Origin of the sequence: Serratia sp. Ag1, from assembly GCF_000743355.1 — a bacterium.
Taxonomy (GTDB): Bacteria; Pseudomonadota; Gammaproteobacteria; order Enterobacterales; family Enterobacteriaceae; genus Chania.
In genome coordinates, this window is sequence record NZ_JQEI01000032.1 from 1 (window position 1) to 24,276 (window position 24,276).

At 53.9% G+C, this 24,276-nt stretch carries 19 protein-coding genes and 1 rRNA gene; 6 read left to right on the plus strand and 14 right to left on the minus strand.

What is annotated here, in order from left to right:
* Positions 1-76 precede the first annotated feature (76 nt).
* Positions 77-192: ribosomal RNA gene (rrf, locus tag IV04_RS18855) — 5S ribosomal RNA — on the plus strand.
* A gap of 247 nt (positions 193-439) precedes the next feature.
* The gene (locus tag IV04_RS18860) at positions 440-1,750 is read left to right on the plus strand and encodes an MFS family transporter (RefSeq protein ID WP_037404622.1); all 1,311 of its coding nucleotides are present in this window, start codon (positions 440-442) and stop codon (positions 1,748-1,750) included.
* A gap of 77 nt (positions 1,751-1,827) precedes the next feature.
* Here IV04_RS18860 and pssA read toward each other — a convergent pair whose 3' ends face one another.
* The 4 genes from pssA to trxC form a co-directional block, all read right to left on the minus strand.
* On the minus strand, positions 1,828-3,183 hold the full coding sequence (pssA, locus tag IV04_RS18865; protein WP_037404623.1) for a CDP-diacylglycerol--serine O-phosphatidyltransferase: 1,356 nt from the start codon (positions 3,181-3,183) through the stop codon (positions 1,828-1,830).
* Between the two features lie 151 nt (positions 3,184-3,334).
* The gene (locus IV04_RS18870; protein WP_037404624.1) at positions 3,335-5,986 is read right to left on the minus strand and encodes a bifunctional acetate--CoA ligase family protein/GNAT family N-acetyltransferase; all 2,652 of its coding nucleotides are present in this window, start codon (positions 5,984-5,986) and stop codon (positions 3,335-3,337) included.
* 53 nt (positions 5,987-6,039) lie between these two features.
* A complete protein-coding gene (locus tag IV04_RS18875; RefSeq protein WP_037404625.1) occupies positions 6,040-6,744 on the minus strand; it encodes a tRNA-uridine aminocarboxypropyltransferase in 705 nt (234 codons plus the stop codon).
* 168 nt (positions 6,745-6,912) lie between these two features.
* Positions 6,913-7,332, minus strand: a complete 420-nt coding sequence (gene trxC / locus IV04_RS18880) for a thioredoxin TrxC (RefSeq protein ID WP_037404626.1) — start codon at positions 7,330-7,332, stop codon at positions 6,913-6,915.
* Between the two features lie 263 nt (positions 7,333-7,595).
* On the opposite strand from trxC, the gene IV04_RS18885 reads away from it, so the two are divergent.
* Positions 7,596-8,684, plus strand: coding sequence for a tRNA/rRNA methyltransferase (locus tag IV04_RS18885; protein WP_037404627.1), 1,089 nt, complete (start codon positions 7,596-7,598; stop codon positions 8,682-8,684).
* A gap of 219 nt (positions 8,685-8,903) precedes the next feature.
* Here the strand turns inward: IV04_RS18885 and emrB are convergent, their stop codons facing one another.
* The 10 genes from emrB to IV04_RS18935 form a co-directional block, all read right to left on the minus strand.
* Positions 8,904-10,442: a multidrug efflux MFS transporter permease subunit EmrB gene (gene emrB / locus IV04_RS18890; protein ID WP_161782106.1), complete on the minus strand. Its 1,539-nt coding sequence runs from the start codon at positions 10,440-10,442 to the stop codon at positions 8,904-8,906.
* A gap of 14 nt (positions 10,443-10,456) precedes the next feature.
* Complete coding sequence (gene emrA / locus IV04_RS18895) at positions 10,457-11,629, minus strand: multidrug efflux MFS transporter periplasmic adaptor subunit EmrA (protein ID WP_037403890.1); 1,173 nt, start codon at positions 11,627-11,629, stop codon at positions 10,457-10,459.
* 28 nt (positions 11,630-11,657) lie between these two features.
* Entirely contained in the window at positions 11,658-13,109 is a 1,452-nt protein-coding gene (locus IV04_RS18900) for an efflux transporter outer membrane subunit (RefSeq protein ID WP_037403891.1), read from the minus strand.
* A 22-nt stretch (positions 13,110-13,131) separates the two neighbouring features.
* Complete coding sequence (gene mprA / locus IV04_RS18905) at positions 13,132-13,653, minus strand: transcriptional repressor MprA (protein WP_037403894.1); 522 nt, start codon at positions 13,651-13,653, stop codon at positions 13,132-13,134.
* Positions 13,654-14,154: 501 nt separating this feature from the next.
* Positions 14,155-15,354 (minus strand): MFS transporter, encoded by a 1,200-nt coding sequence (locus IV04_RS18910; RefSeq protein WP_037403897.1) that lies wholly within the window; start codon positions 15,352-15,354, stop codon positions 14,155-14,157.
* Positions 15,355-15,510: 156 nt separating this feature from the next.
* The gene (gene proX / locus IV04_RS18915; protein WP_037403898.1) at positions 15,511-16,512 is read right to left on the minus strand and encodes a glycine betaine/L-proline ABC transporter substrate-binding protein ProX; all 1,002 of its coding nucleotides are present in this window, start codon (positions 16,510-16,512) and stop codon (positions 15,511-15,513) included.
* Between the two features lie 300 nt (positions 16,513-16,812).
* Positions 16,813-17,871 carry a glycine betaine/L-proline ABC transporter permease ProW gene (gene proW, locus IV04_RS18920; protein WP_037403899.1) on the minus strand — a complete coding sequence of 353 codons (1,059 nt, stop codon included), beginning with the start codon at positions 17,869-17,871 and terminating at the stop codon, positions 16,813-16,815.
* Positions 17,864-19,066 carry a glycine betaine/L-proline ABC transporter ATP-binding protein ProV gene (gene proV / locus IV04_RS18925; protein WP_037403901.1) on the minus strand — a complete coding sequence of 401 codons (1,203 nt, stop codon included), beginning with the start codon at positions 19,064-19,066 and terminating at the stop codon, positions 17,864-17,866. Before proV ends, proW begins: the two co-directional genes overlap by 8 nt.
* Positions 19,067-19,285: 219 nt before the next feature.
* Complete coding sequence (locus IV04_RS18930; protein ID WP_037403903.1) at positions 19,286-20,086, minus strand: DeoR/GlpR family DNA-binding transcription regulator; 801 nt, start codon at positions 20,084-20,086, stop codon at positions 19,286-19,288.
* A 37-nt stretch (positions 20,087-20,123) separates the two neighbouring features.
* Positions 20,124-21,020 carry a sugar kinase gene (locus IV04_RS18935; RefSeq protein ID WP_037403904.1) on the minus strand — a complete coding sequence of 299 codons (897 nt, stop codon included), beginning with the start codon at positions 21,018-21,020 and terminating at the stop codon, positions 20,124-20,126.
* Positions 21,021-21,371: 351 nt separating this feature from the next.
* Here IV04_RS18935 and yihU point away from each other — a divergent pair, with 351 nt between their 5' ends.
* Genes yihU through IV04_RS18950 form a run of 3 tightly spaced genes read left to right on the plus strand, consistent with a single transcriptional unit; the run spans position 21,372 to position 24,266 of the window.
* Positions 21,372-22,262 (plus strand): sulfolactaldehyde 3-reductase, encoded by an 891-nt coding sequence (gene yihU / locus IV04_RS18940; RefSeq protein ID WP_037403906.1) that lies wholly within the window; start codon positions 21,372-21,374, stop codon positions 22,260-22,262.
* A 46-nt stretch (positions 22,263-22,308) separates the two neighbouring features.
* Positions 22,309-23,172, plus strand: coding sequence for a class II fructose-bisphosphate aldolase (locus IV04_RS18945; protein ID WP_037403907.1), 864 nt, complete (start codon positions 22,309-22,311; stop codon positions 23,170-23,172).
* Between the two features lie 50 nt (positions 23,173-23,222).
* Complete coding sequence (locus IV04_RS18950; protein WP_037403908.1) at positions 23,223-24,266, plus strand: aldose epimerase family protein; 1,044 nt, start codon at positions 23,223-23,225, stop codon at positions 24,264-24,266.
* Positions 24,267-24,276 lie beyond the last annotated feature (10 nt).

Here is a 24,276-nt window from a genome sequence, read left to right on the forward strand (position 1 = left end):
CCGAGATTGGTTCTGGTGGTTGCGTGCATACGGTAGAAGGGTATGTAATGTAACGGCTGGAATGAGAAAGAATTTGCCTGGCGGCAATAGCGCGGTGGTCCCACCTGACCCCATGCCGAACTCAGAAGTGAAACGCCGTAGCGCCGATGGTAGTGTGGGGTCTCCCCATGCGAGAGTAGGACACTGCCAGGCATCAAACCCGTAGAAGGCCATCCGCAAGGATGGCCTTTTTGCGTTTTTAAGAACAAAATTTAACGTTTTTTCATCTAGTTACACCCTACTATTTAATCTCTATCACAAAACTCACGTTTGCCCCCCTGTTTTACCCGTTATGTTTAGCCTCTTGTCAGGATTTATTGTTAACTAAAAACAAACAATTAAGAAACAATTAACTGACAATACATCGGCTTATATTGCTGGACTAGAATGGAGAAATACAATGGCAGAAACCACCTTGGTTATTGATAATGAGGAAAGTGCCGACTTGGCGGCACAAGATAAAAAGAAGCGTATTTTCGCTATTGTTGGAGCTTCATCGGGGAACCTGGTGGAGTGGTTTGATTTTTACGTTTACTCCTTTTGCTCAATTTATTTTGCCGCTTCATTCTTTCCTGCAGGTAACAGTACGACACAGCTATTGCAGACTGCTGGCGTTTTTGCTGCTGGTTTCTTCATGCGGCCAATCGGCGGTTGGTTATTTGGCTATATTGCCGACCGACACGGTCGAAAGAACTCAATGTTGATATCGGTGTGCATGATGTGTGCCGGATCGCTGGCAATTGCTTGTTTGCCGACCTATGAAGCGATCGGGAGCTGGGCTCCAGCCTTGTTGTTGATTGCCAGATTATTTCAGGGACTCTCGGTTGGCGGTGAATATGGTACCAGCGCCACCTATATGAGTGAGGTGGCGGTGAAGGGGAGGCGTGGTTTTTATGCTTCCTTCCAATATGTGACGCTGATTGGCGGTCAATTGCTGGCGTTGTTGGTTCTAGTCGGTTTGCAACAGATCCTTTCCACTGAAGAGCTAAAGGCTTGGGGGTGGCGTATTCCGTTCGCGCTGGGTGCGGCGTTGGCGGTAGTGGCATTGTTTCTGCGCCGTTCACTGAATGAAACATCCGACGAGAAAACCCGTAGCCATAAAGATGCTGGCTCACTGAAAGGGTTATGGAAAAACCGTAAGGCATTCCTGATGGTGCTGGGTTTTACTGCTGGCGGCTCGCTGAGCTTTTATACCTTCACCACTTATATGCAGAAATACCTGGTCAATACCACCGGTCTGGACGCCAAACTGGCCAGCGTTATCATGACCGCCGCGCTGTTCATTTATATGCTGTTGCAGCCGCTGATAGGAGCGTTGTCGGATAAGATTGGCCGCCGTAGTTCGATGCTGATCTTTACCTCGCTGGCGACTCTGCTGACGGTGCCAATTCTGTTTACCCTGAAAAACGTTACCAGCCCTTATGCCGCATTCGGTCTGATCGTGCTGGCGTTGTTTATTGTCAGTTTCTATACCTCGATCAGTGGGTTGTTGAAAGCAGAGATGTTTCCACCAGAAGTGCGGGCATTAGGGGTCGGCCTGTCTTATGCGGTAGCTAACGCCATGTTTGGCGGTTCGGCTGAATATGTTGCACTGTCGCTGAAGTCTTTCGGAGTGGAGCAGGCCTTCTTTTGGTATGTCTCTGCGATGTGTTTGCTGGCAATGTTGGTGTCATTAAGGCTACACCGCAAGGGTAAAGAGCTCGAACTCTAATTGTGGTACAAGCCGTAGCCAGCCAGACAAAAAAGCCCGGCATTGCCGGGCTGCACGAGGAGACGATTAGCGCGCGGTTATAATATACGGCTGATCAATCGATCAATACGGATACGACGTAAGCGGCGGATCAGCTTACGCACTTTGACCGGATACTGCTGGATGCTCTGTAGCTCAAGATAATGATTAACCACAGTGGTATGAGTACGGATCATCTCCAGCTCTTTGTGACGCTGTTCTCGCATTTCCTGTTTGGGGTCATGAATCAGGATCGCATTTTCCAGATCCAGCCGCCAAGCACGCGGATTAAGATTGTTACCTGTGATTAATTGCCACTGATCGTCTACCCACATACCTTTCAGGTGATAACTGTTGTCGCCATCTTTCCACAGGCGAACAATAAGTTGCCCGGTATCAACATAGCGTTGCAGGCGGCTCAAGAAACGGCGCAGGTTGATTTCGTAAAGATAGGGCAGTGCACCGATAATTTTGAACGGCTGATCTTCTGGAATATAGAAGTCGTTAGCCGTCTTATCACCCACGATGATTTCCACCTGTTTCCCCTGGCGCAGCAGATAAATAATATTACGCACCAACAGGGCTGGCAGATTGAAATAAGGTGTGCACAGTGTCAGTTTCTGATCGGCACTGGCCATCAGATGATGAATGGTTTTATTCAGGATGCTTTGTTTGCCGAGCCCCACCAGTGGTGTGACTGCCAGTTCATCATTGCCTGCTGTACCCTGAAACTGATAACTGGCACGGCGCAGGGCAAAACGGAACATACGTGTTTCGTTTTTGATCTCCGGGCTTTTTGGCCGATCGTCACGATCAAGACGTTGCACCGCACCAGCGACCAGTAAGTGATGCTTGATGTAATCGATCAAGGTATCAGCCAGTACCTGGTTGGAGATTAACTGGTAGCGATCGTAACGGTATTTATCGTGTTGGTGCAGGTACACATCATTAATACTGGCACCGCTGTAAATGACGGTATCGTCAATCACAAAGCCCTTCAGATGCAACACGCCTAGGGCTTCACGGGTATTGACGGGAACGCCATAGACCGGAACCGAAATCTGTGGGTGTTGTGCCGCCATGGCACAATACCAATCGGCGTTGGTATTGGCTGCCGCAGCGCCAATACGCCCACGCTGAGCGCGATGCCAGTCGACCAGAACACAAATCTCCAGTTCTGGACGCCGCTGTTTGGCTTGATAAAGCGCCTCAAGGATATCGCGGCCAGCGTCATCATGCTCCAAATAGAGCGCAACCAGATAAATCCGCGTTGTTGCATTGGCGATCGATTCCAGCAGCGTGGTGCGGAAATCTGACGGTGCATAAAGGGTACGGACATCAGCAACCGTCTGGGGGAGTTTGGGCAGTTGTGCAAGGTGTTGTTGATGTTTACTACGTTTAAATTTTGACAACATCACAGTGCGCTTCTTCTCTCATGTTTGGATGGCCTGAATGCCACTCGCATTAAAACCATCATTCGAATAACCGGGGATAATACCACTACTTGCCCGATTGCGCGTATTTTTTGGCGTTAAGTGGTGGATTCGTAGCGCATTGCGACAGAGGTCACGGCGTTACGCTAGCCTGTAACGGCAAGGTTAAATTGACAATACCTTCATCAATCTGGATATCGACGGCAAAGCCCAGTTTTTGCGCAAGAGTCACCATGCCACGGTTATTCGGCATCGTAATGCCAGTCAGACGGGTCAGCCCACGCGCACGCGCATAGCCGATAAGCTTCATCATCAGTTGCCTGCCGAGGCCCAGCCCTTTCAGATCGGAGCGCACCAGCACGGCGAATTCAGCATCGGTATTATCTGGATCAGAAAGCGCACGGGTGACACCGATAATCTCTTCACCATTACGCACGGCCACGAAAGCCATCTCTCGATCGTAGTCGATTTGCGTCATGTTAGCCAAATCGTCATGACTAAACTCGTTGATCTCACTGAAATAGCGGTAATAGAGATCTTCTTTGGTAACGAGATCGATAAAATGCTTCAGGGCAGGTTCATCTTCCGGCAGAATCGGGCGGAACAGGCATTGTGAACCATCTTTCAAAGTAATGGTTTCTTCCAGTTCATGGGGATACGGGCGGATAGCCAGCCGTGCCTGCGGATCGCCGCTGAAAGGGGCGAGCTGCATGGACACATCCAGCAAGGTAAACTCGTTACCGGCAGCCAGTACCGGGTGAATATCCAGGCGTGAGATCTGTGGGCAATCCAGAATCAGGTTGGAAACCTGAACCAGCAGGCGGCTTAAACCGGGGATATCAAGCGGGCGCAATGCGCTGCGGCTACGGATTTTGCCGCCTTTCACCGCCTGCAAGACCAGATAGCGTGCCAGAGCCATATTTAACGGCGGTAGCGCAACGGCAACCTGATTTTCCTGCCGCCATTCGACCCCCCCTTCGCCCAGCATAATCAATGGGCCGAAGATGGCGTCTTGCTCTACGGCAATATGTAACTCCTGCGCTCCGGCCCGATTAGCCATGCTCTGTACCAAGAGCCCATGGATCCGCGCCTGCGGATAAGTGCGTTTTACCCGGTCGAGGATCGCTTCTGCCGCGCGTTGCACTTCGATGGCGGTACGCAGATACAGCATAACGCCCTGTACTTCCGATTTGTGCGGTATATCTGGTGAGCGCAGTTTCAACGCCACCGGGTAGCCGATTTGCTCGGCAATATGGACTGCTTCGGCGCTGTCACCGGCGATCCAGGTTGGTAGCGTGCTGAGCCCATAAGCTTGCAGAATCGGTTGTACTTCGTGCGTATCGAGCTGAGTCGCTCCTTCCGTCAGTGCCCGATCGATTAATCGGTGTGCATCGGCGGTATTGGCGGTCAGCCCTACCGGCAACGCAGGGGTTTCTTTTAACTGTTTCTGGTTGCGGCGGTATTCCACCATATGCATAAACGCGGTGACGGCCCCTTCTGGCGTACGATAGGTGGGGATCCCGGCTTCGGTAAACTGACGGCGTGCTTCCTGCGAAGAATATTCCCCACACCAGTTGGTCAGGAAGGTGATGCGTTTACCGCGCGGATGCTGTCGTATCGCCTCAATCAGCCGTTCGGCGGTTTCTGTGCCCGGTGACGCCGCGCTCGGGGCATGGATCAACAACAACGCATCGTAGTCTTGGCTATCCAGCAATGGCTGCAGAGCTGCCAGATAACGCTGTGGTGTGGCGTCATCACGCAGGTCAATAGGATTGTTGGCATGAATAAATTCTGGCAGGGCCGCTTTAAGTTTCGCCTGCGTTTCTTCCGTCAGCATAGCCAGTTTGCCATTGCGCGCCAGCAATTCGTCCAGCGCCATGGCGGCGGGGGCGGCACCATTGCTGATAATCATCAGCCGCTCACCGCGCAGCGGATGCATATGGCTTAAGGTTTCTACGGCGGAAAACAGTTCATGGGTGTCTTGCACTCGCAACAAACCGGCGCGCTGGATGGCGGCATCATAGGCTGCATCCAGCCCTTGCTGGCTGTTAAGTAGCCGTTGCGCCTGCTGGCTGCGGCCACTTTTGATCACCAGAATCGGTTTATTGCGTGAGGCACTGCGTGAAGCGGAAAGGAAACGGCGTGCATCGTTGATATTTTCCAGGTACAGCAAAATAGCACTGGTTTTGCTGTCGCGCGCCAGGAAGTCGAGCAAATCATCAACGTCGATATCCAAGCTGTCACCCAGCGCGATAAAATAAGAGAAACCGACCTCACGCTGTTGTGCCCAGTCCAGAACGGTATTGGCTACGGCGGCGGACTGGGAGATAAACGCCAGTTTACCTTTCTGGATAGGAACCGGCGAAAAGCTGGCATTAATGCCGTGCCACGGTGCAAGCAGGCCCAGGCTGTTTGGCCCGAGCAGCCGCATCGAATAACGCTGTGCGGTGGCTTTGAGCTCGGCGAATTGCTGATGAGGCGCAGAGAGCACGATCGCTGCTTTGCAACCGCGTTCCCCCAGTTCCTCAATCAATTGCAGATTACGTTGGGCGTTAACGCACAACACGGCCAGATCGGGCGTCAGCGGCAAACTGGTGACATTGGGATAGGCCATGACACCGCACACGGCCTTGTAGCGAGGGGTCACCGGTAAAATCGGGCCAGTAAAACCCCCGGCCAGCAGGTTGCGCATCATCAGATAACCGGCGCGATTAGATTGCTGCGAAGCGCCGATCACGGCGATCGACTTGGGGCGTAACAGTGCTTCTAATCCTCGCTGGCTCATATACGGCTCCTGATATCCCTTAACTCTCTGTGTATATAACTTATCGCCTGATTTTAGGCGCTTTGTGGCAGGTTTGCTGTGACCGATGCCTCTGAGCGGCAAGCTTTCCCTGCCAGATATTGGGCGCGGAAGTAATTGAAATGTTGCACAAGGCCAGCAGCAGCCTGTTCGTCCCCAGCCTGTTGCAACAACGCAGCGGCGACTTCGGCGGTGCAATGCTGCTCGGTGCGGCTGGCTTCGCGCAATTGGTAACCGGAGGCCGCCAGCACGTTCAGCGAGAAGACCGGGAATGGATTCAGATAGGGGCTTTTGCGGAACATTTTGCGTGCTTCCGCCCAAGTGCCATCAAGCATGATAAATAGCGGCGGTTTTCCGTTGGCCGGTAATTCACTGAACACCAGGCGTTCGGGATCGGCATAGGAAGCCGGGAAAACCACGTAAGGTTGGCGGCCTGGATCGTTGATCGCCTCGATTAAGCCGGGATCGACCTCGGTACGTGACCAGAGGAAAGCCTGGGTGTCTGGCAAGATATCGGCGATCAGGCGGCCAGTATTGCTGGGCTTGAGTGGCTCGGTGCCGAACATGATCAGGCAGAATCGGCTGTTGGCCAACTGTGGCTTAATGGTAGCGCACAGACAGTTCTGCTGTGGTAACAGGCAATGTTGACAGCGTACCGCACGGCAGCCGCGAGCTCGAAACGGGCGGGTAGCCTGGGCTAAACGGAATTGGCGCAGGCGGAGTACAGCGTTGTCAGTCATAACGATCCTGAGAAAAACCGTTATTGTATACCCAAAATACTCAGAGTTGCAGGTAAGCGGCACGGCGGTTGAAGTAATAAATCACCACATAGAAAAAGCCCGGCAGGAGAACCAACCGGGCTTTAATCGGTACGCTAAACAATCGGCGGCGCTGCCAGGCTTTTTGCGTTAAACTAAATCGTTGAGCCAGTTATCAAACGGCGTTTTCGGCATGGCACCATTGAGCATATCGACCATTTTGCCTTCACGGAACATCATGATGGTCGGAATACTGCGGATACGGAAACGAGCGCTCAGTTCGGGTTCAGCTTCGGTATCGACCTTCACGAAACGCACCTTGCCAGCACGTTCTTCAGCCACTTCTTCAAAGATCGGGGCGAAGTTGCGGCACGGGCCGCACCAAGGGGCCCAGAAGTCGACCACGACTGGCAGATCATCTTGCAACAGGTGGTCAAGGGTGGCGGCAGTGGCGTTAATCACTTCGCCGCTGAATAATTCATGGCCGCAGCGGCCACATTTAGCGCCATCGGCCAAGCGATCTTCAGGTACGCGGTTGATGGCATTGCATGCTGCACAAACTGTATTCATGGTTACCTCGGGTGCTGGCACAGCGGTAGATACTCATCATACTTCAAGTTGCACAGGTATGGCTGCGGAACGGGCAACTCGGATTATGTAAAGTATAGGCCGCGAATATGTATCCTCAATATTGTTTATTATCGGCAAAAACGCTGCATCGAACCAAGTGATTTGCTCGATGGGTGTGATAGTTGCTGGCTTTTGCGCAAGTTGGTGGCTTAGCGTACCAACATCAGGTAATCTTCGCGCCCTGCGCGTTGGTGGAGAAGACAATGAACGACTCATTTAGTGGCAAGAACGGTAAGGTGAAGGTGATGTACGTCCGCAGTGACGATGACAGCGGCGACAACCGTAACAAGAATAAGCGTCCGGAAGGCAAAGGCCGCCCGGCTGATAATGCACGCGCTGGTGGCCGTAGCAATCAGGATAAAGCGCGTAGTAATGACCGCCGTGGTACCGATTCCCGCCGCAGTGACAGCGATCGTCCACGTCGCCCGGCGCGCACTGAAGATCGTGGTGGTTACGATTCCCCTTGGAAAACCGTATCCCGTGGCCCGGCAGAAGAACCGGCGTTTGATCACGGTGGCATCAGCGGCAAAAGCTTTATCGATCCAGAGCAGCTACGCCGCCAACGTGCAGAAGAAACCCGTGTTTATGGTGAAAACGCCTGTAAAGCGCTGTTCGCCAGCCGCCCGGACGCCATTGTGCGTGCCTGGTTCGTGCAGTCGGTCACGCCGCGTTTTCGCGAAGCGCTGCGCTGGATGGCGGCGAACCGCAAGGCTTACCACGTGGTGGATGAGGAAGAACTGGCGAAAGCCTCTGGCACTGAACACCATGGTGGCGTGTGCTTCCTGATCAAGAAACGTCAGGGTTTGGAGGCGCAGACCTACTTGCAGAACGCCCCGGCCAAAGATTGTGTGCTGGCGCTGGAAGAAGTGGGCAACCCGCATAATCTGGGGGCAATTATGCGCTCCTGTGCGCATTTTGGTGTTAATGCCGTGCTGTTGCAGGATCCGGCTTTGCTGGAGTCGGGTGCAGCGGTGCGCACTGCAGAAGGCGGCGCAGAACATATCAAGGCAATTAACGCTGATGATTTCCTGTCGGTCTTGGATACCTTCCGCAAGGCCGGTTATACCATTGTAACCACCTCTAGCCACAAAGGGACCACTCTGGCACAGGCCAAACTGCCAGCCAAAATGGTGCTGGTATTGGGGCAAGAGCGTGATGGCCTGAGCGACAGCGCCTGGCAACAAGGGGATATGAGCGTGTCTATCGGCGGCACTGGTAAGGTAGAAAGCCTGAACGTCTCGGTGGCGACCGGTATTCTGCTGGCCGACTGGTGGCGTCAGAATCAGGCGTAACTTAAATACGCAGAAGCAAGAAGAAAAAACGGGTGCTCGCAAGCACCCGTTTGATGTTGATAACAAAGTGGCTGTTTAATCCTAGATACCCGGGTCTAGCGCACCGAGGGGCGCTCCGGCGGCTTACGCCGCTACGACCCCTTCGGCACGCTCCCCCTAATAACGGGCTTTGTCAGCAGTCTGAAACAGGTTCTGCAAGCACCCGTTTTAGTTGTATGGTTAGTGAGCACCACCGCCGCCGCCACCGGAACTGAATGGCGGTTTGGCGAACCACACCAGTGCCAGCAGGATCAGGAACACCCCGGCAGACAGCCAGAAAATCTCGTTGGCTGAGATAATCAACCCCTGAGCCGTGATCTCATTGGCAATATATACTGAGGCCTGCTGTTTGCTCATCCCGAGCTGTTCAAGCTGAGTGTACATCTCCTGCGATTGCGGATTGAACGGGTTCACAAACTCGGTCAAATGCGCATGGTGCATTGATTCGCGCTGGGTCCACAGGGTAGTAGTGATTGACGTGCCGATAGAGCCAGCCAGCGTACGCACAAAGTTCGACAGACTCGATGCGGCAGCCATGCGCTCTGGCGGTAACCCTGAAAGAGTTATGGTGGTCAACGGCATAAAGAAGCAGGCAATAGCGAAGCCCTGCACAAACTGCGGCCACGCCGAAGCGCCAAAATCCATCCCCGGTTCAAACGTATACGCGCGCCAGTAGAAGCACACGGCATACATAATAAAGCTGAACGTCACCAGGCGCCGCATATCCAAGCGGTTACCGAAGCGACCTATAATCGGTGACAGCAGGATCGGGATCAGCCCGACCGGCGCAGATGCCAGCCCGGCCCAGGTGGCGGTATAGCCATACACCTCCTGCAGCAACTGTGGCAACAGCACAATTGCCCCGAAATACAGCATGTATGCCAGGCTGATACACAGGCAGCCGATAGTGAAGTTGCGCGATTTGAACAACGATAAATCCACTACCGGGTGATCGTCGGTGAGTTCCCACACCACCAGGAACACCAGAGAGACTACGGCTACCACCGTCAGGACGATAATCTCCGTCGAACTGAACCAATCCAGTTCTTTCCCCTGATCGAGCATGATTTGCAGCGAGCCGATGCCCACCACGAGCAGAATCAGCCCGACGGTATCGATCGGCCTGATCTCGGTTTTGGTTTCGCGGCCCTTCAGCGTCGACATTGCCACCAGGATCACGAACAGCCCGATGGGGATGTTGATAAAGAAGATCCAGCCCCAGTGATAGTTATCGCTGATATACCCGCCGAGAATCGGCCCGAAGATCGGCGCAACGATCACGGTCATCGACCAGAGCGCCAGCGCCATCGCGCGTTTGGCGGGAGGGTAGTTGTTTAAGAGTAAACTTTGCGACAGCGGGATCAACGGCCCGGCCACCACACCCTGGATCACGCGAAAGAAAATCAGCATGCCCAGGCTGTTGGAAATACCACACAGCCAGGAAGCGAGGGCAAACAGTGCCGTGGACCACAGGAACAAGCGCACTTCGCCGATACGCTTTGCCAGCCAACCGGTGATCGGGATGGAGATGGCGTTTGCCACCCCAAACGAGGTGATCACCCAGGTTCCCTGCGAGTTGGAAGACCCGAGGTTACCGGAGATGGTCGGTATCGCAACGTTGGCAATGGTGGAGTCCAGTACCTGCATAAAGGTCGCCATGGCGAGAGCGACCGTCATCCAGGCAAGCTGGGCACCTTCAAGCGGTTTTTGTGCCAAGATAGCCTCCCATGCGCTTAACCTGCGTTTGCATGGATCACATCGGCGATCATCTGGTCAACAGGGGCCAGATCCAGCATCAGTGCGCTGGTTTCATAACGTGGTTGCTCACGTACCACATCGGAGAGGACGCGCCCATCGCGATTGCTGGTGTCAATGGTCACCAATGTCGAAAGACCGATCCGCAGCGGATGCTCAGCAATCTGTTTGGGATCAAGCTCAATACGCACTGGCAAACGCTGCACCACCTTGATCCAGTTACCGGTAGCGTTTTGCGCAGGCAGCAGCGAGAAGGCGCTGCCAGTACCCATATCAATACCCACCACTTTGCCTTGGAACACCACGTCGCTGCCGTAAACGTCACTGACCACGGTTGCCGGTTGGCCAATACGCATGTTGGCGATTTGGGTTTCCTTAAAGTTGGCATCGACCCAGAGATGGTCAGCCGGTACCACCGCCATCAGCGGCATTCCTGGCGAGATTTGTGCGCCGACCTGCACGCTACGGCGTGAAACAAAGCCAGTGATCGGGCTGATCACCCGGGTGCGTTGCAGCGCCATCCAGGCATCACGCATCTGCGCAGCCGCCTGCAGAATGGCGGGTTGCTTTGCCAGTGGGGTATTCAGCACCATGGCCTGATTGGCGTTGTATTGCTGCACTGCCACTTCCAACGCCGCTTTTGCACCGTCTACCGCTTCACGTGCGTGTTGCAACTCTTCCCGGCCAATCGCATCCACGCTACCCAGCACCACGCGGCGTTTGAGATCGTTTTCTGCTTTGCTCAGTTCGGACTTGCGCAACGCAATGTTGGCCTGATACTGCTTACTGTTAACGACCCATTGATGTGTCTGGCGCACACTGTTGGCCAGCGCGGTTTTGGCACGTTCAAACGCCTGCTCGGCATCGGTAGGATCGAGCGTCAGCAGAACATCCCCTTTCTGGACAAAATCGGTATTGTCGAACGTCACACTGTTTACGCTACCAGACACTTGCGCCATGATTTGCACCTGATTACCGGCAACGTAGGCGTTATCCGTTTCCTGATGATGACGCAGCACCAGGAACCAGTACACTAAATAGGCTACGCCAATAGCAATAAAAACAACCGTCAGCAGCAACAGCCAAAATTTACGCTGCTTTTTTTTGCTCTTCGGTTGCGGCGGGGTTTGAGTTTCCTCGCTTGCACTCATGCTTTTCTCCACGCTCTAGATCTCTTGGTTATACTTTCGAATCCGCCGCCGCCGGGGCCTGATAGCCACCCCCCAACGCACGAACCAATCCAATTTTTGCTTGCACCAGATTGCTGCTGGCATTCAGTTCTGCCTGTTGCTGCTGTAGTAGCTGCATTTGGCTGGTCAACAGTTCGTCACGCCCGATAATCCCTGCCTGGTAGCGGGCGCTTGCGACTCGGTACACCTGCTGCATGGATTGTGAAGCCGAAGCCGCCTGCTGCAGCTGTTTGGCACTGCTTTGCTGAACGGTAATGGCATCCGCCGTTTCCTGCACTGCATTCAGAATAGTTTGGTTATAGGATTCCACGGCTTCATCATAGAGTGCAGACTCCTCGCCCAGCTTGCTGCGTAGCGCACCCGCGTGGAAGATGGGCAGAGAAAGCGCTGGCATCACGTTCCACGCTTGGCTCGCCGCTTCAAGCAGATTAGGGTTGGTGCCACCGACATGGGTGGTATTCAAACCGGCAAAGGCTGAAATCGACAGGCTGGGGTAAAACTCTTTACGCGCTGCGCTGACGCGTTTGTCGTATGACTCGACCAGTTGGCGCTGTGCCGCGATGTCCGGGCGTTTGCCCAGTAAGTCGGCGGTCAGTTCTCCTTTAGGGGCCAGCAGTTCTGCTGTAGGCAAAGCCACGGGATGCAAAGACTGCATCGCATTCTGCCCTTGGCCCGCCAATGCGGCCAACTGATGCTTAAGCTGCTCAATCTGTGACTGCAACTGGATGATCTGCTGTTTGGTTCCATCCGCCTGTGCCAGCGTTTGCTGTGGCACATCAACGCCATAGATCCCGGCCTTATACTGTTGTTGGCGCAATTCGGCCAAACGCTGGTGGTTGCTGACCTCCTGCTGCAGCACTTTTTCCAGCGCATAGTTGGCCTGCAACTGATAATAGGCCGAAGCCACCGAACTGGTCAGCGCCAGCGCCGCTTGTGCCTGTTCTGCGCGCGCGGCATCAACCTGTGCTTTGGCTGCGTTGACCCGATCGCGATATTTGCCCCACCAGTCAAACTCATAGGCCAGATTCAGGCCGAGTGAATTGTTGGTTTCATAAATCGGCGATGTTGGGTAACCGAAACCCTGATTGGTATTTTGCGAGACGCGCAGGCGATCGCTACTGGCGTTAAGATCCAGCTTCGGGCCGTTGGCGGCACTGGCTTCACCGACCACGCTCTGGGCTGCACGCACGCGGGCAGCCGCTTGTTTGAGCGACGGCGAATTTTGCAGCGTTTGGGCCATCAGCGCATCAAGCTGTGGATCATTCAGCGTGCGCCACCACTGCGGGCTAACGGCCAGTGAGCTGACTTTGGGCTGCGCAAGCTGCAGGTGTTGCGGGTCTAGCAGTTGGGATTGCGGGCCGATATTGTCGGTTGATGCACACCCCGCCAGCAGTAAAACGGCGCACAGCGGGGTAAATCTCCAGTTCAACGGGGATCGCATAAATAAAGTACCTGAACAGAAATTATTGGGATAACTGTTCTGTAATTTCCATCTTATCCAGGCGGGCCAAGAGTTTACGCGTCAGTTTTTCAAGCTGCTGCTGCTCTTCGTCATTTAGCGTGGACCATAGGAAATGCAGAGCTTTGTGCTGCGGTGGCAGCAATTGGCCGATAAATGCTTCTCCGGCAGGCGTCAGGTGCAAGTGTAGACACCGGCGGTCATTGTCGCTTTCCCGGCGTTCAATCCAACCGCGTTTCTCCAGTTCATCGGCAATACGGGTCGCATTGGTGCGCGAAGAACCCAACGCAGAGCTTAGCTCAGAAGGCTGGATACTGTGGTTTTCCTGAGCATCTAACGTAATGAGAGCCATGAACAACGTTTCGTTGATTCCCTGCGCTTTCAGCATTTTATTGCGATTTTCCAGCAACTTGCTTTGCATATGCATACAAAGACGGGTCAGCAGAATCTCTTGGTAAGGGAAGTTTGCCTGGCGCTTGGCGCGGAAATTAAGCATTTGTTCTATGGGCGTAAACGAGCTTTCCATAATCTTTAGCCTCATTAGTTTCGTTTGGTATAGTAACGATAGTGATTAATAATGTAAATCGTCGACAAAGGGAATCATTTAGCAATTCGTGTCATTTGTAAGTCATTTGTAAATTATTAACATTACAAAGACTATGGCTTTGTGGGTGGCGACACCCAACAGGTATTCCCGACAGTTGAGATACATAAATTTTATTTACTGGATCTGGCATATTTCCGCAGCATTCTGTATGAGCGAAAAGCGTGAAGAGGGGACAGAAAGCCGCGGCAACAGGGTTACATGATTCATCGGGCTACAGAAAATATCTCCACCATCCTTTGGAAGGTTGTTGGATATACCCTTCATACTTCAAGTTGCTTGGGATCTCCGTTACTTGCCGCCTTGAAGCAACTCGAACTATTTAGAGTAAAATAATTTAACTCGATAACAATACCAGAGAGTTAATGAGGTTAATACTCTCTGGCATTTAATAAATGACAAAAATAACTATATGCTTGCTAACTAAGAAATGACTGAGCCTTGCGGATCATGGCGTTTTCCTCGCCACCAGGTCAGCAGGTTTAGCAGACATAAAACTCCCCCGATGGCTGCAACGCCGTTCCAACCCGCATGCTGATAAGCACTGGCAGAAAGCACTGAACCCAAGGCGCCACCAATGAAATAACTGGTCATGTAGCCTGCGGTCAGGCGATTGCGTGCTTCTGGCAGAATGCGGTAAATCACGCTCTGGTTAGTGACATGCACGCCCTGTACCGCCAGATCGAGCACCAGAATGCCGATAATCAAGGCCCAGACGGAATGTTTCGCTAATGCAATCGGGATCCAGGACAACAGTAGCAGCAGCAGGCCGACGCTGGTGGTCAGCCCTGCTTTGCCTTTATCTGCCAGATGCCCAGCGCGTGACGCCGCCAGAGCACCAGCGGCACCCACCAGGCCAAACAGCCCGATCACCCCTTCGGAATAATTGAACGGCGGTGCGGCCAACAGGAACGCCATTGAAGTCCATAAAATGCTGAAGTTGGCGAATGACAGTGCACCGATAATGGCGCGGGTGCGCAGCAACGGCGTGTAGCAGAACAGCGAGAAGATGGATTTCAACAACTGCGGATAATTCAGACCAGAATGCTGTTTATAGCGCGGCAGGGCGCACCATAGGATCAGCGCCACCAGGATCATCAACACGCTGGCAACCCAGTAAATGGTGCGCCAGCCGCCGATGGCCGCTAAAGCTCCGGCAACGGTACGCGCCAGCAGGATCCCCAGCAACAGGCCACTCATGATGATACCGACGGTTTTACCGCGTTTCTCTGGGCGAGCCAGCGTGGCGGCCAGCGGCACCAGTAACTGGGCCACTACCGAGAATAACCCGGTGAGCGCGGTGCCGAGGATCATCATTGACAAGGAGCCGGAGGTTGCGGTGATCAGCATGCCACCGGCAGCCAGCAACGTCATAAACACGATCAGCCCACGGCGTTCAAACATATCGCCAAGCGGTACCAGGAATAGCAAGCCTACGGCATAACCCAACTGCGCGGCGGTGACGATAAACCCGGCCTGATTGACCGACAGGTTAAAGCTTTGCGCAATGGTTTCCAGCAATGGCTGGGCATAGTAGTTACTGGCGACGGCGATGCCGGTAGCCATGGCGATGATAAGGGTTAATAAGGGGCTCAGGCCCTGACTTTCGGTTTGCGGCTTCATTGGGATGCAGTTAAAGAATATTCAGTGGTGCAGAGTATCGAGCAAGGCAGGTTGTTAAAACAATGTTTAATTTCTCACTGAGCCCAAAATGGTAAAGTCGTTTTGGCTGTTTAGCAAAATGGTGTCAGGGCGCAGCGTACTGCGCCCACTGAAAGGTTATGACTTTGCCGCTGCGGCGGCGGTTTCCACCCAATTATCAAATGTTGCCTGATGCGCCTTGATCCAGCCATTGACGTGATTCTGAATGTCCGCTTGAGAAGCTTGCCCCTCATGCATCCGCAGATTTTGCGCATTCACATCGGCAATCGGTAATTGCATGATGGAAAACAGCTTGGCGGCAGCCGGGTTAGCCTGCGCCCATGCCTTGTTGGCCGCAATCCGAATGGTATTGACCGGGAAACCATAATTGGCCCCGTTTGGCAGTTTGGTATCCACGTTCTTCTGCTCACCCGGCAGCGACGAGAACGGCACTTGCAGCCAGACTACATCGCGGCCCGGCACCAGCACATCACTGACCCAGTAAGGCGTCCAGGTGTAGTACAGCACCGGTTTGCCTTCTTTAAAGCGGGTGATGGTATCGGCAATGATTGCAGCATAGTTGCCCTGATTATGTTCAACGCTGTTGCTCAGGCCGTAAGTGTTAAGGTGGTGGTTAATCACCGCCTCACAGCCCCAGCCTGGCGTACAACCAGTCAGATCGGCTTTGCCATTACCGTTGGTATCAAACAGTTTGGCAATCTTGGGGTCTTTCAACTGAGCGATATTGGTAATCTGATACTGCTCAGCGGTTTTTTTGTCGATCAGATAACCCTGTGCCGCACCGTTGATGTATATCCCTTCACGATAGAACTTGTCATCGCCCCCGGCGGAGCGGTACTGATCGGCCTGAAGTGGATCCCAGTTCACTGCGATAAAAGTGGCATCGCCGGAGGCGATGGAAGTGTAGGCCACGTTATAATCCACTTCCCGAGGTTCTTTCACCTCGTAGCCGAGCTTCTCTAACGCTTTGCTCACCAGCAATGTCTGGAAGGTTTCTTCAGAAAGGGTGCTTTGTACCGGTTGTACCGCGATACCTTTTCCTGGCAAATCAGCAGCGGAGGCAACCTGTGAGCCAATCAGTGTGGTAAGGGCAATCGCCCAGATTCCTGTGGTGCGCATAATTATTCCTCTGGTTTTATACCCGTCATACTTCAAGTTGCTTGGGTGTTGGCTGCGTTACTCGGCCCATACTGGGCCTCGCCCCTTCGGGGCCGCTGCAAGCAGCGTTCAAATCTGCCAAGCAGATTTGTCACTCACCCCAGTCACTTACCTGAGTAAGCTCCTGGGGATTATGAGCCTCATAAATGAGGCTCACCCTGCGGGCCAGCGCAAGCGCTGTTCAAACCGGTCTTTGACCGGTTTGTCATTCGGTTGCCGCCTACAAGCAACTCGAATTATTTTGGGTATAGATAAAGACGATCAGGCTTTTTTGATAAACGGACGAGTCATCAGCCCGATGGGGCCGTGGGAGTACCAGCGGCCAATCCCTTTGCTGCGGCGGTCGCGGCCCAGCGCTTGGGTGAGGCGATCAAGAATAATCGCCAGAATGACAATCCCGACCCCGCCGACGGCGGCCAACCCCATATCCAGGCGACCAATGCCGCGCAGCACCATCTGGCCCAAGCCACCGACGGCGATCATTGAGGCGATTACCACCATCGACAGCGCCAGCATCAGCGTTTGGTTAACGCCAGCCATAATGGTCGGCATTGCCAGTGGCAGTTGCACCTTAAACAGCAACTGACGCGGGCTGGCACCGAAGGACTCGGCAGCTTCGATCAGATCTTCCGGTACCTGGTTGATGCCCAGAATGGTCAGGCGCACAATCGGCGGTAACGCGAAGATAATGGTCACGACGACCCCCGGCACGTTACCGATGCCGAACAACATCACGATCGGTACTAAATAGACGAATGCGGGGGTGGTCTGCATGGCATCAAGCAGAGGCCGTATCACTTTGGCCGCGTGTTTGCTGCGTGCCAACCAAATGCCGAGCGGCAAGCCGAGCAGAATGCAGAAGAACAGCGCGGTGAGCACCAGCGCCAGCGTAACCATGGCTTGCGACCAGGCACCGATCGCGCCAATGGCCACCAGTGACACCAGCGTAGCAACCCCCATACCGAGGCTGGTGATCTGCCAGGCGATCAGCGAGAACAGCACAATAGCGATCGGCGCGGGCATGCCCAGCAGCAACTGCTGGAAACCGCTGAGAATCAGATCTACTGGTACACGGATGCCTTGGAACAGTGGGCGGAAATGCAGGACCAACCAACTGATGCCTTCGGTGACCCAGGAATCCAGTGGCACCCAGGTATGATGGAACGGATCGAGCAGGCTAAAACTGTCTGGCTGTACGGGCGCACTGTTAAGCCAGTCAGCGCCTGGTGCGGCAGCATCATGAGCGGCACCCGTTGACCAGGGATCGCTGCTGGTGGCTGTGCTGGAGGCTGTTGCCCACGGATCTTGTTGATTACTCATGCGTTGGGCCCTCTTTATCTAAAGCCTGCAACAGCATGGCTTTGGAAATGATTCCGATATAGTTGTTCTCTTCCCCTACCACTGGCACGGCACAGGGAGCTTGCGCCACCAGTGAGATCAGCTCACTTAGTGGCATATCGGCTGGCACCGGTTGCGGGGCATCCAGCAGCGCATCATCCAGCGTTTGCTTGGCTGCCAGCGCCTGCTTGAGTGAATCTATCGACACCACGCCGATAAATTTCTTGCCGCGTTCAACCACGTAACCATAATCACGGTCTTCTTCACGCAGCAGTTGCAGTGCTGAACGTGGGCCAAAACCGGGGGTTTTGCGAATCAACGTGACCGGGCGGCGTTGGGCGATATCTTTAGCACTGAAAACGTGGCTGATATCTACGCCACGGAAGAAGGTGCGCACGTAATCATTGGCCGGATTATTTAATATTTCATCCGGTGTTCCTACCTGAATCACTTCACCACCTTGCATAATGGCAATCCGATCGCCAATACGCATCGCTTCATCTAAATCGTGGGAAATAAATACAATGGTGCGCTGATGTTTTGCCTGTAATTTGACTAATTCATCCTGCATTTCGGTGCGGATTAATGGATCGAGCGCAGAGAAGGCTTCATCCATTAACAATATATCCGGATTGTTCGCCAGAGCGCGGGCTAATCCTACCCGTTGACGCATACCACCAGAAAGTTCATCGGGATAAGCGTGAGCATAATTCTCCAGGCCAACCTGATGCAATGCATCTAATGCTTTTTCCTGACGTTGCTGCAAAGATATACCTGCTAATTCCATGCCAAAGGCCGTATTATTTAATATGTTCATGTGCGGCATTAAGGCAAATGACTGGAACACCATGCTGATCTTATTTCGCCGTACGGTACGCAACGCCGTATCGGATATTTGGGCAATATCTTCGCCATCAATCAGTACCTGACCGCGCGTGGGTTCTATCAGACGATTGAGAAGGCGTACCAGGGTGGATTTACCGGAACCGGAAAGCCCCATGATGACAAATATCTCGCCTTCTTCAATGGCCAGAGAGGCGTTTTTTACGCCGATTGATAACCCTGTTTTTTCCCGTATCTGATCTTTTGTCAGATCGTGTTTAAGCAGCTTAAATGCCCGCTCCGGGTGTTCACCAAATATCTTATATAAGTTCTTTACTTCGAGTTTAATTGCCATGCAAATATCAATTTCCTGTGATGTATTATCGAGCGATAAAATTTCCTAATAGAAAATAAGAGTGCTATATACCCTAACATACTGACACTCTGAGACAACCTTATTTTGCTCTTTCGTCGGTAATTAATAGATGTGATAGGCGGGAAATATGGGGGGTTAATGCATGCTTATTAACGTCCAGCATGCATTAATTATTGACAGGAAAATCAGCGGGAAATATCAAAGCGTTGGCTCTTCAGCACTGGCCGAAGTGACCACCAATTCCACCTGTTGCTGTTGCAATAATGTTCCCAATGAAGGGGGCGGTGGAGTGTCGGTAAATAACGCCGTTACCTGGCGGGTATTGCCAATAGCGACCGCCGCAGAAGCATGGAATTTGGTGTGATCCGCTGCCAGCAGAATATGGCGTGAATGAGCCATCATTGCTTTCACCACGCTGGACTCGTTGACATCGAACTCCAGCAAATCCCCATTAGCTTCGATCGCCCCGACGCTGGTAATCAGATAATCGGCGCGAAACCCTTCAACAAAAGTCATTGCACAGGGGCCGATAATGCCACCGTTATTCGGGCGCAGCGTGCCACCCGGCACCATCACTTCAAACTCGGTATTTTTATACAGAATATGCGCCACCCGCAGACTGTTGGTGATAATCCGCAGGTGGCTGTGATTCATCAGCGCCCGGGCGATATGCTCAACCGTGGTGCCGATGGTGATAAATACCGTGGAGCGATCGGGAATGTAATCGGCGATCGCTTCCGCAATGGCGATTTTTTCTTCGGTGTAAGAGAGTTCACGCTGCTCAAAAGCGGTGTTTACCACGCTGGAAGCGCGCCCTGCGCCGCCGTGATGACGGGTAATCAGCCCCTGTTCGCTCAGCTTACGGATATCGCGCCGTACTGTCTGTGTTGAAACCGCCAGCAATTGGGCCAGTTCGTCGATATTCATGTAACCGCGCTTGGTGATCAACTGAATCAGCTGATCGTGGCGCGGGTTGCCGGTAAGTTCAGTCAGACTCATGTTTAGCTCTCTTAAATATTGTCATCAGTTGATCATCTTATACAAAACTGGCCAGGAAAGAGTCTGTTTGATCACAGTTGGGGATGCCTGCGCGCCCGCCGGGGCGGGTACACTTCAAGGCGGCAACGGCATTGGCATAGCGTACCGCCTGTGCGATATCCGGTTGCGAACCCAGTGCTACCGCCAACGCGCCGTGAAAAACGTCCCCTGCGCCGGTGGTATCCACCACCTCAACCTTAAAGCCCGGCTGATGTTTCAGCTGACCGTTTTCCAGCCAAAAACAACCTTGCTTTCCTTGAGTGACATAAACCTGTCCGTTTTTGTCATTTTTTGCTAACCGTAATCCTTTTTCTGCTGCGGTTTCTCCGGTCATTCGGGCCAAACCTGGTTCAGAGAAGGCGGCATGATCGGCCAGTGCTACCAGCGGACGGATGTCTTGCGGCGTTACGTCGGCATCCAGCAGTGTAGTCACTCCAGCGCGTTGCGCCAGTGTAAAAGCCGTCAGGGCTCCCTGATGCCAGCGCACGTCAGCCAACACCACGTCATAGCGGCTAAAGTCGATCTCGTGCAGCCAGTCGGCATCTTCCGGCAGATCGGGGCTGGGGTGGTTGATAATGATACGTTCACCCTGCGCATCCACCAGCACCGCCGACTGCGAAGATCGAGCCTGCGGGTAGCGGCGGGTATAACCGACATTAACGTCATAACTCTCCAGTTCTGCCAGCAACGTTCGCCCGGTGGCATCGTCGCCAACGCGGCCAATGAAATCGACCTCTGCACCCAGCTTAGCCGCTGCGACGGCGGCGGTTGCTGCGGGGCCACCGCCGATTTCTCGGTAATCGTTGGCGACATATTTCCCGCCCCCTTGTGGCAGTTTCTCCACGTAATACAAACGGTCTTGCACCGTAATACCTACACAGGCAATGCGAGTCATAGTCTGGATCCTCTGTTGTATACCCGTCGTCTTTCAAGTTGCAGGGGTGTTGGCTGCCCTGACTCACCCAAGTCATTGAGTAATCTCAACTCCTTGGATTCGCTCGGTTGCCGCCTACCCGTACCTTGAAATCCATAGGGTATATGTTTCTGTTTCACTAAAACGGTTTGCGCCAAAAAGTGGTGGCCGATCACGATGCCACCATTTTAATTTTCTCAAATGTTAAAAGAGTGACGCGTGTCAATTTTTTGACCATAAATTACAAATACGATCAAAAACAGACATAAATGATCTGTATTGTGCGAGGTAAGTTGACACAAAACAGACAATCGTAACGAACAGGAGAGAACCATGGCACAGATCGCATTCGTCGGGTTAGGGCAAATGGGGGCACCGATGGCCAGCAACCTGATTAAGCAGGGTCACCGGCTGAGCGTTTTTGATATCAGCCCAACGGCGGTCAGCGCTTTGGTGGCACAGGGGGCAACGGCGGCTGCCAGCCCGGCGCAGGCGGTACTGGACGCGGAATTTGTGATCACCATGCTGCCGAACGGCGATCTGGTGCGTGAGGTGTTGTTCGGCGCGGCTGGCGTGTGCAGCACGCTGTCGCCAGCGGCACTGGTGATCGACATGTCCACCATTCATCCGCTGCAAACTGACCGCTTAATCGCCGATATGCAGGCTCAGGGGTTCAGCCTGATGGATGCCCCGGTAGGGCGCACTTCCGATCACGCGCAGGCGGGCACTTTGTTGATTTTGGCCGGTGGTACCGCCGAGCAGGTACAGCGCGCCACGCCGGTACTGATGGCGATGGGGTCGGAATTGATCAATGCCGGTGGGCCGGGCATGGGCATCCGCGTGAAGCTGATCAACAACTACATGAGCATTGCGCTTAATGCACTGTCTGCCGAAGCGGCGGTGCTGTGCGAAGCCTTGGGGCTGTCGTTTGACGTGGCGCTGCAGGTGATGAACGGCACTCCGGCAGGCAAAGGGCACTTCACCACCACCTGGCCGAACAAGGTGCTGAAGGGCGATCTCAGCCCGGCGTTCATGATCGATCTGGCGCACAAGGATTTAGGGATTGCGCTGGATGTCGCTAACCAGTTGCACGTTGCCATGCCGTTGGGCGCGGCGGCGCGCGAAGTTTACAGCCAGGCACGCGCCAGCGGGCGTGGGCATCAGGATTGGAGCGCCATTCTGGAACAGGTTCGTTCCGCTTCCGGTCTGGCAGGCAAACATTGATTGATGACACAAGCGCCTGATGTTCAGCGCGCATAGGGGAGAGAAAATGCCTTATTTATCCGGTTACACCATGGTCCAGCACGCGTGGAAAAACGGCTACGCCATTGGTGCTTTCAGCGCTCATAACGCCGAAACCATTCGCGCCATTTTGCTGGCCGCCGAGCAGGAACAGGCACCGATCATGATTCAGGTGGGCCAGAAAGTGATCAGCGTGATGGGCTTAGAGCCGATGAAAGCGATGATCGATGCTTTTATGCAGGACATTACCGTGCCGGTGTGTGTCCACCTCGATCACAGCCGCAGCTTTGCGCAAACCATGCAGGCGGTACAGGCAAGGTTCCAGTCGGTGATGTTTGACGGCTCACATCTGTCATTCGACGAAAACGTGCGGATCACCCGCGCGGTGGCGGATGTGGCTCACGCGCTGAATATTGGGGTGGAAGGGGAGATCGGCAAGATCGGCGGCACTGAAGACGACATCTCGGTGGATGAAAAAGACGCCCTGATCACCACCAGCGATGAAGCGTTGAAGTTTTCCGAACTGACCACCGTGGACTATCTGGCGGTATCGATTGGTACGGCGCACGGTTTGTACAAGCAAGAACCCCGGCTGGCATTTGAACGCCTGCATGAGATCCGTGAGATCGTCCGCAAGCCTATCGTGTTGCACGGTGGTTCCGGCGTGCCGGATGAGCAGATCCGCAAGGCAGTAGCGCTGGGGGTCGCCAAGATCAACGTGGATACCGAACTGCGTCAGGCGTTTACCCTAGGTGTGGCTGAGGTGCTGAACAAAGACCCTGAAGAGTTTGTGCTGGCGGTTTCGCTTGGTCGCGGGCGTGATGTGATGAAGGAAAGAGTGGTCGAAAAAATCCGGTTATTCGGCAGCCACGGCAAGGCCGTGCTGTTTTAAGCATCTGTTGTTGCGCGGCGTCGTGTCGCGCTAACCATAAGGTTCAAGCTATGACAACCATTCAACGTCAGCATTTTGGTGAACATCAAGGGCAGGCGGTTTCTCTGTTCACGCTGAGCAATGCCAACGGTATGCGGCTGTGTGTGACTGACTACGGCTGCATCATTACCCAACTGTGGGTGCCAGATCGGCACGGGCAGGCAGAAGACATCGTGATGGGGTTTGACAATCTGGCTGCTTACCAGGCTGGGCACCCGTTCTTTGGGGCAATTGCCGGGCGCTGTGCCAACCGCATCGCCGGGGGGCGCTTCAAGATTGATGGCCAGGAATACGTGTTAGCGACCAATGAATTGACCACCGGCCAACATCTGCACGGTGGTGCGCGGGGTTTTGACAAGTATGTCTGGCAGGCGCAGGAAGACGGCGACGGCATTATTTTCAGCCGCACTTCTGCCGACGGCGAGGAAGGCTATCCGGGCAATTTGCAGGTTCGTCACCGTATTGGCCTGACCGAAGACAACGTGATGACGTTGAGCTTTGAGGCGCAAACCGATAAACCGACGCTGGTTAACCTGGTCAATCACAGCCACTACAACCTGCGTGGCCATACGCATCTGATCCACGATCAGCAGCTCAAGATCGAAGCCGATTTCATCACTCCGGTGGATGAAACCACCATGTTGCCCACTGGTGAGATCCGCCGCGTGGCGGGGACGGCGTTTGATTTCCGCAATGCTCGCCGTTTGGGGGATGCGATGCTGCACCGCCCGGCACAAGACTTTGACATGAACTATGTGCTTAAACCTGGCGACGGCGCGCTGCACCCGGCAGCCAGCCTGATTTGCCCGCACAGCGGGCGCGTGATGGAAGTCCATACCTCGTTGCCGGGCATGCAGTTTTACAACGCCTTCAAGCTCTCCAACAAGGTCTGGAACGGCAAAGCCGGGCATCGCTATCAGGCGTTTTCCGGTATCTGCCTGGAAACGCAGGCGTTCCCCGACAGCATTCACCACGCCCACTTCAGCAACGTGGTGTTACGCCCTGGCGAACAGTATCACAGTTGCACCGAGCACCGTTTCAGCACCGTGGCATAGCCTTTGATGA

What these genes read in the sequence shown, in the direction of transcription:
- IV04_RS18860 (WP_037404622.1), top strand. Translation starts at nt 440, where the DNA reads ATGGCAGAAACCACCTTGGTTATTGATAATGAGGAAAGTGCCGACTTG.
- pssA (WP_037404623.1), bottom strand. Translation starts at nt 3,183, where the DNA reads ATGTTGTCAAAATTTAAACGTAGTAAACATCAACAACACCTTGCACAA.
- IV04_RS18870 (WP_037404624.1), bottom strand. Translation starts at nt 5,986, where the DNA reads ATGAGCCAGCGAGGATTAGAAGCACTGTTACGCCCCAAGTCGATCGCC.
- IV04_RS18875 (WP_037404625.1), bottom strand. Translation starts at nt 6,744, where the DNA reads ATGACTGACAACGCTGTACTCCGCCTGCGCCAATTCCGTTTAGCCCAG.
- trxC (WP_037404626.1), bottom strand. Translation starts at nt 7,332, where the DNA reads ATGAATACAGTTTGTGCAGCATGCAATGCCATCAACCGCGTACCTGAA.
- IV04_RS18885 (WP_037404627.1), top strand. Translation starts at nt 7,596, where the DNA reads ATGAACGACTCATTTAGTGGCAAGAACGGTAAGGTGAAGGTGATGTAC.
- emrA (WP_037403890.1), bottom strand. Translation starts at nt 11,629, where the DNA reads ATGAGTGCAAGCGAGGAAACTCAAACCCCGCCGCAACCGAAGAGCAAA.
- IV04_RS18900 (WP_037403891.1), bottom strand. Translation starts at nt 13,109, where the DNA reads ATGCGATCCCCGTTGAACTGGAGATTTACCCCGCTGTGCGCCGTTTTA.
- mprA (WP_037403894.1), bottom strand. Translation starts at nt 13,653, where the DNA reads ATGGAAAGCTCGTTTACGCCCATAGAACAAATGCTTAATTTCCGCGCC.
- IV04_RS18910 (WP_037403897.1), bottom strand. Translation starts at nt 15,354, where the DNA reads ATGAAGCCGCAAACCGAAAGTCAGGGCCTGAGCCCCTTATTAACCCTT.
- proX (WP_037403898.1), bottom strand. Translation starts at nt 16,512, where the DNA reads ATGCGCACCACAGGAATCTGGGCGATTGCCCTTACCACACTGATTGGC.
- proW (WP_037403899.1), bottom strand. Translation starts at nt 17,871, where the DNA reads ATGAGTAATCAACAAGATCCGTGGGCAACAGCCTCCAGCACAGCCACC.
- proV (WP_037403901.1), bottom strand. Translation starts at nt 19,066, where the DNA reads ATGGCAATTAAACTCGAAGTAAAGAACTTATATAAGATATTTGGTGAA.
- IV04_RS18930 (WP_037403903.1), bottom strand. Translation starts at nt 20,086, where the DNA reads ATGAGTCTGACTGAACTTACCGGCAACCCGCGCCACGATCAGCTGATT.
- IV04_RS18935 (WP_037403904.1), bottom strand. Translation starts at nt 21,020, where the DNA reads ATGACTCGCATTGCCTGTGTAGGTATTACGGTGCAAGACCGTTTGTAT.
- yihU (WP_037403906.1), top strand. Translation starts at nt 21,372, where the DNA reads ATGGCACAGATCGCATTCGTCGGGTTAGGGCAAATGGGGGCACCGATG.
- IV04_RS18945 (WP_037403907.1), top strand. Translation starts at nt 22,309, where the DNA reads ATGCCTTATTTATCCGGTTACACCATGGTCCAGCACGCGTGGAAAAAC.
- IV04_RS18950 (WP_037403908.1), top strand. Translation starts at nt 23,223, where the DNA reads ATGACAACCATTCAACGTCAGCATTTTGGTGAACATCAAGGGCAGGCG.